Source organism: Fervidobacterium sp. (assembly GCA_026419195.1).
In the GTDB taxonomy this organism is placed as follows: Bacteria; Thermotogota; Thermotogae; order Thermotogales; family Fervidobacteriaceae; genus Fervidobacterium.
In genome coordinates this window covers 45,714-55,732 of record JANZZV010000012.1, presented here as the reverse complement: position 1 = coordinate 55,732, position 10,019 = coordinate 45,714, and the positions used below count along the sequence as shown (strand labels likewise).

10 protein-coding genes and 1 tRNA gene are annotated in these 10,019 nt (G+C 35.0%); 9 read left to right on the top strand and 2 right to left on the bottom strand.

Annotated features, from left to right (window positions below; all coding sequences use genetic code 11):
- Nucleotides 1-217 (bottom strand): hypothetical protein (locus tag N2Z58_08770; protein ID MCX7654748.1); only part of this gene is annotated, 217 nt, incomplete at its 3' end.
- A 265-nt stretch (nt 218-482) separates the two neighbouring features.
- Here N2Z58_08770 and N2Z58_08765 point away from each other — a divergent pair.
- The 7 genes from N2Z58_08765 (at nt 483) to N2Z58_08735 (ending at nt 6,676) form a co-directional block, all read left to right on the top strand.
- Nucleotides 483-1,694, top strand: a complete 1,212-nt coding sequence (locus N2Z58_08765; protein ID MCX7654747.1) for an iron-containing alcohol dehydrogenase — start codon at nt 483-485, stop codon at nt 1,692-1,694.
- 118 nt (nt 1,695-1,812) lie between these two features.
- Nucleotides 1,813-2,265, top strand: coding sequence for a hypothetical protein (locus N2Z58_08760; protein MCX7654746.1), 453 nt, complete (start codon nt 1,813-1,815; stop codon nt 2,263-2,265).
- Nucleotides 2,266-2,411: 146 nt separating this feature from the next.
- Nucleotides 2,412-3,041 carry a superoxide dismutase gene (locus N2Z58_08755; GenBank protein ID MCX7654745.1) on the top strand — a complete coding sequence of 210 codons (630 nt, stop codon included), beginning with the start codon at nt 2,412-2,414 and terminating at the stop codon, nt 3,039-3,041.
- 42 nt (nt 3,042-3,083) lie between these two features.
- On the top strand, nt 3,084-4,013 hold the full coding sequence (locus N2Z58_08750) for an L-lactate dehydrogenase (protein ID MCX7654744.1): 930 nt from the start codon (nt 3,084-3,086) through the stop codon (nt 4,011-4,013).
- 18 nt (nt 4,014-4,031) lie between these two features.
- A complete protein-coding gene (locus N2Z58_08745) occupies nt 4,032-4,370 on the top strand; it encodes a ferritin-like domain-containing protein (protein MCX7654743.1) in 339 nt (112 codons plus the stop codon).
- Nucleotides 4,371-4,398: 28 nt separating this feature from the next.
- Nucleotides 4,399-5,193: a bacteriocin family protein gene (locus N2Z58_08740; protein MCX7654742.1), complete on the top strand. Its 795-nt coding sequence runs from the start codon at nt 4,399-4,401 to the stop codon at nt 5,191-5,193.
- A 184-nt stretch (nt 5,194-5,377) separates the two neighbouring features.
- Nucleotides 5,378-6,676, top strand: coding sequence for an MFS transporter (locus N2Z58_08735; GenBank protein ID MCX7654741.1), 1,299 nt, complete (start codon nt 5,378-5,380; stop codon nt 6,674-6,676).
- Between the two features lie 39 nt (nt 6,677-6,715).
- On the opposite strand, the gene N2Z58_08730 is transcribed toward N2Z58_08735, so the two are convergent.
- A tRNA-Ser gene (locus N2Z58_08730) sits at nt 6,716-6,805 on the bottom strand.
- Between the two features lie 133 nt (nt 6,806-6,938).
- Between N2Z58_08730 and N2Z58_08725 the strand changes: the two genes are divergently transcribed.
- Both N2Z58_08725 and N2Z58_08720 read left to right on the top strand, forming a co-directional pair.
- Nucleotides 6,939-8,945: an alpha-amylase family glycosyl hydrolase gene (locus tag N2Z58_08725; protein MCX7654740.1), complete on the top strand. Its 2,007-nt coding sequence runs from the start codon at nt 6,939-6,941 to the stop codon at nt 8,943-8,945.
- 552 nt (nt 8,946-9,497) lie between these two features.
- A complete protein-coding gene (locus N2Z58_08720) occupies nt 9,498-10,001 on the top strand; it encodes a hypothetical protein (protein ID MCX7654739.1) in 504 nt (167 codons plus the stop codon).
- The last annotated feature ends 18 nt before the right edge of the window (nt 10,002-10,019 follow it).

Genomic DNA, 10,019 nt, shown 5'->3' with positions numbered 1-10,019 from the left:
TATATTTTTGCATAATTTGTATTAAAGAATCAAAGTTATCACGACCAGCAACGACGTTGTTGATTTTTTTAAACTCAGCACGCAGGGTTTTGTGAAGTTTTTCGAGGACTATGCTTTCAAAAGCGATGAAACTAATTATGATAAAGACAAAAAATATGAGCAAGCTTACTGCAATTAAACTTATGTTTATGCATCTGTTTATACTTATCCTAATCATTAATATCACCTCAGGAATAAACCTTTCAGTCAATTATATTTCCATCAAAGTAATTATATCATAGATTTTATAAAATTGTTTAACACTTAAAAATTTATAATATGTACAAACTCAAGGAAACGAAGAAGATGAAAATCGATTCTTACATTATTTAAACATATTTTTTGTGAACTCTTTCACAAATAGAAACAAAAAGTAGCATTTTAAGGTTATAATTATTGTGAAATAAATCACTTATCATTCGAAGAGCAAGGAGGTATTAAAAATGTGGGAAAGAAAGGTGAATATCTACAACATTTTCGAACTTAGATGCAAGACAACATGCTATTTTGGTGTTGGAGCAATTAAGAAGATAGAAGACATTTCGGAATGGCTTTCAAATCAAAAGAAGAAGAAAGTCATTGTTGTAACAGATCCAGTGGCATACAAGGTAACAGGTGCATGGGATGTAGTTGAAAAGGCACTAAAATCGAAAAAAATTAAATACTTGGTTTATGACGAAGTCTCTCCAAATCCGACAACTTCTCAGATAAACGAAGCAACAAACCTAGGAAAGGATTTCAATGCGGAAGCAGTCATAGGTATAGGTGGAGGTAGCCCAATAGACGCGGCAAAAAGCGTAGCAATTTTACTTGAATATAAAAACAAGAGTGCAGAAGAACTTTATGAAGGAAAGTTTATTCCGAGCAAAGCAAAACCAATAATTGCTATCAACACCACACATGGTACAGGTACGGAAGTTGACAGGTTTGCAGTTGCCACAATAACTGAAAAAAAATATAAACCCGCGATCGCTTATGATTGTATATATCCAACGTTTGCCATTGACGATCCACAATTAATGGTGACACTTCCTTACAAACAAACATTATACACTACTATAGACGCACTAAATCACATTACAGAAGCAGCTACAACGCTTGGAAGAAATCCTTACTCGATACTCTTGGCAAAAGAAGTTGTAAGATTAATAGCAAATTACCTACCACAAGCATTGAGTAATCCAAACGATTTAAATGCAAGATACTATCTATTATATGCTTCGGCAATAGCAGGGATTTCTTTTGATAATGGTTTATTGCACTTTACACATGCTCTTGAGCATCCACTTAGTGCGGTTAAACCTGACTTAGCACATGGTCTGGGGCTTGCAATGCTCTTACCTGCTGTAGTAAAAGAAATATATCCTGCAACAGCAGAAATACTATCAGAAATTTATAGCCCGATTGTATCTGGACTAAAAGGAATTCCATCCGAAGCGGAAGAGATAGCTTATGGTATTGAACAGTGGTTATGCAGTGTTGGAATAACTCAAAAGTTGAGCGATGAAGGATTCAAAGAAACGGATATTGAAAAATTAACAAACCTTGCTCTGGAAACTCCATCACTCGGATTACTTTTAAGCATGGCACCCATCGAAGCAACTAAGCAAATAATTGAAAGAATATACAGAAATTCTATGTGGAGAATGAAATAATTAAGCACCTTCAATATTGTTAGAACTCATAAAAAGAAACGAATACAACAAGGTCGAGTGACCTTGTTGTATTTTATATGGTAAAATATTTTCGTAAAAAAGATAAGGGGGGATATCGATGAAATGCTTGATTGTTTACATTTCAAAGCACAAAGGGAACACAAAAAAGGTTGCACTCGAAATGGCGGATGAACTTAAATGTGAAGCAAAGACCGTCGAAGATGTCAACTCATCAGAACTGGATAATTATGAACTTATTGGAATTGGCTCAGGAATTTATGCCTTTGGAATGGACAGAAAATTAAAAAAACTCTTCAAAAAAGTTAGCCAACCAAAAGGTAAAAAAGTATTTCTCTTTTCAACTTCCGGGGATTTAAATGGAATAAAATACCACAAAAGTATGAAAAAATTTCTCGAAAAGAAGGGTTTCGCAATTATTGGAGAATTCAACTGCCCAGGCGCTTACACTGGCTGGTTTTTCGGAAAGAAAAATATAAACATTGATAGACCCAACAAAGTGGACTTGGAAAAAGCAAGAGAATTTGTGAAAGAGATTATCAAAAAATTTTAACAATCACCTATGTTTTATCAAGTCCACCTCCTCACGTTTCAAGTTTTTAGTTGACAAACATTATATGTTGTATTATAATAAGTCTGACTTAGCTTAGACTAAGTATAAAATTTTACAAGAAAAGCTTTTGATGAGGAGGTGTTGTTATGTTTAGACTACCGGAATTATCTTACGGTTTTGATGCGTTAGAGCCGTATATTGATGCAAAAACAATGAATATTCACTACAATGGTCATCATAGTGCTTACGTAAACAATTTGAACTCGGCGATTGAAAAATATCCCTATCTGAAAGATAAATTACTCATAGAATTACTCTTAGATTTGGAAAGCTTACCCGAGGACATCAAGATCGTTGTTCGCAACAACGGAGGAGGTCACTATAATCATACTTTCTGGTGGTCACAGTTAAAAAAAGCAGCAAGTTTTAATTCCGAAGGAGAACTTTTTAAAGACTTAGTCAATCAGTTTGGCGACTTTGAGAATTTTAAAGCAGAGTTTAAGAAAGTGGCGCTTAATAGATTTGGCAGCGGCTGGGCATGGGCAATTTACGAGCATGGGAAGATAATTCTTTATTCCACACCAAATCAAGATAACCCAATTATGGAAAGAAGATTGCCATTTCTGGGTTTGGATGTATGGGAACATGCATATTACTTGAAATATCAAAACAAAAGGAGCGAATATATTGATAATTTCTGGAATGTCGTTGATTGGAATGAAGTCGAGAGGCGATATTTAATGGTTAAAAGTGGTAAACAACCTTTGATCTTGTAAATACCATATTTTTAAAATATGAGCTTTTCCGAGGTGGTTTGCATGAAGGTGAGTATTTACGGCGCAGGTAGAGTAGGGGTTAGTGTCGCATTTTCACTGATTCACAGAGCATTAATTGATGAAATTGTACTTGTAGATATAGATACAGAGAAGGCTGAGGGTGAAGCTCTTGATTTATTACACAGTTCTGCAATGTTTAAGAAATGCAATGTTAAAGCGGGATCACACGAAAATATATTTGACAGCGATTTTGTTGTTATAACAGCAGGCTATAGTCAAAAACCAGGCGAGACAAGATTAGATCTTGTGGAAAAAAACTTGAAGATTATAAAACAAATTGCACATGAACTAAGAATATATGCTCAAGATAGCATAATAATAAACGTTACAAACCCTGTTGATGTCCTAACTTATTTTCTTTGGAAATATACTGGATTTAGCAGTAACAAGGTAATAGGTACTGGCACAACACTTGATACTGCAAGGCTGAGAACTTTGTTGTCAAGTATCTGTGATATCGCACCAAGCAGTATACATGCATACGTCATCGGTGAACATGGTGACAGTGAATTTGTACCATTTTCAATAGCTACCATTGGTGGATTAAAACTTGTAGATTATTGTATTCAGTGCAAAAATTATGTGGCTGGAAAGTGTCCTAATTTAGAAATATTAGTTGAAGAAGTAAAAAATGCAGCATACAAGATTATCCAGAAGAAGGGAGCAACATATTTAGCAATAGGCTCTGTCGTAGGTTCAATTATAGAAAGTATGATCAAAGACGAAAAAAAGGTGTGGACACCTTCTGTCTTAATTGATGATGTGTACATTGGTTACCCGGCTGTTTTAGGTCGCAAAGGTGTGGAGAAAGTACTAAGACTTAATCTGACACATGAAGAAAATATTCTGTTTGAAAAATCAAAAAGCACTATTAGGAATGTTATAATAGAAATGGAATCTAAAAAGATTTAAAAAAAGGGGGGAACTTGAATGAGTTATCACGAACCATACGAAGAACTCCAAGATTTTGATAGAGATTTAACAAGACTTATTAGAAGCCTTATAGAAGAACTTGAAGCAATTGATTGGTACAACCAAAGAATGTCTGTGTCAAAAGATCCAGAAGTAAAAGCTGTTGTAAAGCACAATCGCGACGAAGAGATGGAACACGCAGCCATGGTTTTAGAGGTTTTGAGAAGAAGAATTCCTGAATTTGACAAGGCCTTGAGAACATATCTTTTTACAGAATCACCTGTAACTGAGGTAGAAAAATCCACTGTAGAACATGAAGCAGAAAACAATTTAGACAAAGGACTTATAAGGCCATAAGTCTTATGATCTCAGGAGGTGTGAATCTATGGAATTTCTAAAAAGGACGTTTGCTCCTATAACTACAAAAAGTTGGAAAGAGATAGACGAGAGAACCAAAGAAATCTTAAAAAATAACTTGTATGCAAGAAGAGTAGTAGATATACACGGGCCACTTGGATGGCAGTTTTCTGCATTGCCACTCGGGGAAGTTGAAGTAAAATCTGATGATACTGATAAAGTTCAATGGGGAATAAGAAAGATATTACCTGTTGTTGAATTACGAGCTTCTTTCAAACTTAAAATTTGGGATTTGGACAACATTGAACGTGGAGCTCAAGCACCTGATTTATCAGCTTTAGAAGACGCTGCAAGACAAGTAGCAAAATTTGAAGATGAGCTCGTGTTTTTTGGTTGTCCAGAATATGGAATAAAAGGAATAGTTGAAATAATCAAAGAGAGAAATTTATCAGCAGTTAAAGATGATGTGAAATTTCCTTCAAGTGTTCAAAGAGCGATACAGATTTTAAAAGAAGATGGTGTCTCTGGCCCATACAACTTGTTGATCTCAGCTAATGTGTGGAAAGAAATGATTTCTGACCAATACTTTTACCAAGCAAATAGAGTACTTTTAAATTTGTTAGAAGGTGGAAGAGTTGTGCCAACTCCAAGGATAGATGAAGCTATAGTTATTGCTCAAGGTAACCATTTCAAACTGTTTATAGGTCAGGATTTTTCAGTTGGATATGAAGGAAATACCGACACTGAAGTAAAACTCTTTATAACCGAAACACTTACATTTTGTATAGTAAATCCTCTCGGGGCTGTTGGATTGAAATTCTGATAAATTCTCTTGAAAATAGCCTCTGGCTTCAGCCAGAGGCTATATTTTATTTGGAATTTTTGATTTTAAAATGACAAGCAAATTTTGTGCTATAATTGATTTGCAAGACCTATTAATACCTTTGTTGCTTGTTAATTTTTATAGTACGGAGCTTGTCAAAATAAAAAAATAAGGGGGAACTTATATGATTAATATTACTAACAGAAAGAAAACAGTCTTTTTTTTATTCTTGCTTTTAGTGATACTGAATGCTGACCAAATGGTAATGAGCCCTGTCATTGGTATGATTGAAAGAGAGTTCAACGTTACAGATTCGGACATTGGCTTAGTTGGGGGTGTCTTTAGCATTGTTGGTGCACTTGTGAGTCTTGTTTGGGGTTACTTATCAGATAAATACAATCGGAAAAAGTTGTTGATTTCTTCAATCCTAGTCGGGGAGATCCCTTGCTTACTTACTTCAATATCAAATTCCTTTGGTGAACTATTTCTTTGGAGAGTCTTAACAGGAATAGGCATAGGAGCATCTTTTCCAATATCTTATTCGCTTGTTGGTGATATGTTTGGTCACAAAGAGAGGGGAAAGGTAGTTTCCATACTTGGGCTTGCAACTACAGTAGGTGGTATTCTTGGTATGCTGATAGCAGGTTACACGGCTGGCATATTTGGTTGGAGAATACCATTTATACTCGTTTCTGCGCCTAATTTAATAATAATCCCATTGATAGCAAACTTGTTAGAAGAACCAAAAAGAGGAAGTGCGGAAGAAGGATTTTCTGAATTTGAAACTGAATACGTATTTAGCATCAAAATTTCCGATTACGCTAAGCTTGTAAAAATAAAGACAAACCTGTTACTCTTTTTCCAGGGTATAGCTGGAACCATACCTTGGGGTGCAATACCGTATTTCATGATAGAATTTTTCAAAAGAGAAAAGCAGATGAGTTTAAATGCCGCTACAACCGTTTTTTTAGTGTTTGCTGCAGGTAGTATAGTAGGCAACCTGATAGGTGGATTTGTCGGTGAACAAATATACAAAATTTCAAAGCGGTTAGTTCCGTTAGTTTCTGCTGCGACAACTATTCTTGGTGTATTTTTCACAGTTTGGGTATTCAGGTACCCGTATATTCCTGGTCAGTTTTCTTCATTTTTAATTTTTTTGGTTATTGGCTTTTTAGCTGCAACAATGGATTCTTACACAGGACCAAATGTAAAGATGATGCTCTTAAATGTAAATGAACCGAAGGACAGAGGAAGAATATTTTCTATATTCAACCTTACAGATTCAGTAGGTAGCGGGGTTGGACGTTTTGTAGGTGGTGCTTTAGCTGTTTCACTCGGTACACTTGGTTCGGCACTTGAAATTAGCGCATACTTTTGGTTTGTATGTGGATTTCTCTTAATGCTTACATCGTGGTACTTTGAACAAGAAGTAGAAGACTTAAATAAGAAGATGCGCGAGCTTGCCCAAAAATCTGTACAATAAAATAAAAGGCACGTTTAACGTGCCTTTGTTTCGAAAAAATGGCGGAGGCGGTGGGACTCGAACCCACACGGTGGTTTGACCACCACCGATTTTCAAGACCGGCTCCTTAGCCAGTTCGGACACGCCTCCGTCCAGCAGAAATGATTATACAACCAATACAATTTTTAGTCAAGAGAGTAATACATTATGTGATTTTGCATAGCGAATTTCTTGTTTTATGATATAATTACCAAAGTAGCTGTAAATTGAAAGGAGGAATATGATGACCGAATTAAGGAACTTGAAAGACTACTTAAAAAGTAAGATTACAGGAAAAACTCTGTACGCTTTACCAAAACATTGGTTTATTTCAAATTATACTGGAAAGGTTTCCATAAAGGATGGGCACTACTTTGTTGATCCTTACGAATATTATAGCTTTGTAATTGACAGCATACTTGAAAACGACAAAAGTTTAGATTATTCCAAATCCCTAGCACAACTTAATGGAGAGAAGGATACAAGTTGGTTAAGGAAATCTAAAATGTATGGTTCTCTTCCAAGAACAACTGTTGCGTATAATCATAAGGGATTTGGCAGCTTTGAACCAGAAGATATATTTGGCTACAAAGAATCTGGTACGTTCTTGAAAATGATTGGATTTCTACCATACCTTAAAAACATGGGAATAAACGTACTTTACATGCTCCCGATATCAAAAATGAGCGATGTATTTAAGAAAGGTGAAATTGGTTCACCATATGCTGTAAAAAATCCTGTGGAACTTGACAGTTCTTATCACGATCCTCTTCTAAATGGTATATCAGTGGATGAACAATTCAAAGCATTGGTTCAAGCGGCTCACGTGCTTGGTATACGTGTGATTCTTGACTTTATACCAAGAACAGCAGCACGAGATAGTGACCTAATTACTGAACATCCAGATTGGTTTTATTGGATTAAAATTGAAGAAGTTGCAAGTTACAAACCCCCTCATATACCGGGACTTCCATTTAAAATCCCTGATCCAGAAGATTTAGAAATAGTTTATTCAAATCAAGAAGTTAAAACTCATCTTAGCAAATTTACATTATCACCGGATAAAATTGATTCAAAAAAATGGCAAAAGGTAAAGAAAATGAAAGGTGACATTCTATCAAACATTGCTAAAGAATTTGGAATAATCACACCTCCTGGATTTTCTGATTGGATAAATGATCCTCAACCAACTTGGGATGATGTAACATTCCTAAGATTGTATCTTGACCATCCAGCTGAGAGTCAGAAATACCTACCAAAAGACCAGCCACCTTATGTACTGTTTGACGTAGTAAAAGCCAGTAAGTTTCCAGGAAATGAACCAAACAAAGAGCTTTGGGACTATCTGGCAAATATAATACCTTCGTATCAAAAACGCTTTGGAATAGATGGTGCAAGAATCGATATGGGGCATGCACTACCTTCTAAACTTCAAGATATGATAATCTCCAAAGCAAAGGAAATTGATCCAGCTTTTGCTTTCATAGCTGAAGAACTTGAAATGAAGAACGACGAAAAGGCTATGAATGAAGGATACGATTGTATACTTGGCAACAGTTGGTACGCGGTTGCAAGGCCAAGAGAACTTTACAAATTTGTTGAAGAAATAATACCATATTTAAGAATTCCATTTATTGCATCATGTGAAACACCTGATACACCAAGGATTGTGATAAGGGAAAATGGAGATAAGCTTAAATACCTCGCGCCTGCTTTATTATATTTCTCACCTAATGCTATACCTTATGTAAACACAGGACAAGAGATTGAGGAAATTCAACCCATGAACCTTGGACTTGACAATACAATATTTGGAAAGACAGTTTTGTCACCAGACGATCAATTTTATGGAAAACTGGCATTCTTTGACTATTACGCACTTCACTGGGATAAAGCAGATTTTAACATGTATAATTATCTTAAAAAGCTGCTTGCAATAAGAGATAAACTCTCGGATTTCTTTGAGGGTGAGTTTAGATACGTATATTTAAATTATCAAGACGGTTTAACTGCAAACTACAGTTATTGGAAACAAGACAAAGGACTGATTGTTTTGGGAAATTTAAACCTTGTTCAAGACAGATACGTTGAAGTTTTTGTTAACGAAACAGTTGGTAGAGACATTGAGGTAAAAACGGTATTTTTCATAAACAAAAACGGAGCAAAAAAAGTACCTATAACGTCAAATATAATACCATTTGAATTACCAGCTGGTGAATTCATGATAATACTTGTTAACCAAGAAATTTAACACGTACGCAGCAGAAACCCTAAAACACTTATGGCGGATTTCGATAAAAAGCGTTTTTATTTACTGAAGATAAAAAATTGAATACCCAAAATATCTGTTTAAAGCTGAAAATGGATTAAGAAGTTCGCACAGACAATTGTCAAGAAAGAAAAGGCCATTAAGACTGTGAGAAAACAGGAAACAGACTTCCAAAGGAACGTGAACACGTAAGAAATTCAAGAAAAGACTCTTTGCACAATTTATCTAAGACCATCATGGACTAAAAGGAATCAGTAGGATGGGGGACACACGAATTTACGACTGCAAAAAATAGGTCTTTACTAGTGTGGATACAGCTTCAGTAGCAAGTCAGGGTGATGAAACAGCAGTTTTTTTCTTTCCGGACAGATGATAGTTTATTATTTGATAAATTTTTGTAAATAAAACAAAAAGGTAGGTCTTATCTGACCTACCTTTTTATTTTCTAACAAAACTTATAACTTTCTTTAAGTACTTAATGCGAACTATCCCGTGTATTAATCAATAAAAACTGAAAAAGAAGGAGGTCCAAAAATGAAACTTTCCACATTTTTAAAAGCTGGAGTACCTTTGATAATAGTTATCACTTTTGTGATTACTTTACTTCTCTCATTAATAGGTATGAACAATTTGAACAGATACATGTATGAGGAACTTGCCATTTTTAAAGCTAAGAATATCTATCAAAAAGTTTTAGACTTACAAGATTTGAGTAATGAATTTTCAAGAAACTTCACTTCAGATTTTGCTACACTTTGGTCATTATCACTTAAAGATTACAACGGTCTAATTGATAATGCACAATCAGCTTTCGAAAGATACAGAACAAATAGCTATGTAAATGGAATCAATTTTTACACAAAAGATGGAAAGTACTATGCCACAATCGGACTTGCTAAAAAGAAATCACAAAGTACGGCTGTTGAGGATGTAATAAAACAACAAAAAGAAATAAAATTAATTGAACACGATTCCCAGGGATTAGCATTAAGACATTATAAACCACTAATTCTAGATGGTGTTTTCGTTGGTGTCTGAGAATTTGTTACAAAACTC

What these genes read in the sequence shown, in the direction of transcription:
- N2Z58_08745 (MCX7654743.1), top strand. Translation starts at nt 4,032, where the DNA reads ATGAGTTATCACGAACCATACGAAGAACTCCAAGATTTTGATAGAGAT.
- N2Z58_08750 (MCX7654744.1), top strand. Translation starts at nt 3,084, where the DNA reads ATGAAGGTGAGTATTTACGGCGCAGGTAGAGTAGGGGTTAGTGTCGCA.
- N2Z58_08755 (MCX7654745.1), top strand. Translation starts at nt 2,412, where the DNA reads ATGTTTAGACTACCGGAATTATCTTACGGTTTTGATGCGTTAGAGCCG.
- N2Z58_08740 (MCX7654742.1), top strand. Translation starts at nt 4,399, where the DNA reads ATGGAATTTCTAAAAAGGACGTTTGCTCCTATAACTACAAAAAGTTGG.
- N2Z58_08735 (MCX7654741.1), top strand. Translation starts at nt 5,378, where the DNA reads ATGATTAATATTACTAACAGAAAGAAAACAGTCTTTTTTTTATTCTTG.
- N2Z58_08720 (MCX7654739.1), top strand. Translation starts at nt 9,498, where the DNA reads ATGAAACTTTCCACATTTTTAAAAGCTGGAGTACCTTTGATAATAGTT.
- N2Z58_08765 (MCX7654747.1), top strand. Translation starts at nt 483, where the DNA reads ATGTGGGAAAGAAAGGTGAATATCTACAACATTTTCGAACTTAGATGC.
- N2Z58_08760 (MCX7654746.1), top strand. Translation starts at nt 1,813, where the DNA reads ATGAAATGCTTGATTGTTTACATTTCAAAGCACAAAGGGAACACAAAA.
- N2Z58_08725 (MCX7654740.1), top strand. Translation starts at nt 6,939, where the DNA reads ATGACCGAATTAAGGAACTTGAAAGACTACTTAAAAAGTAAGATTACA.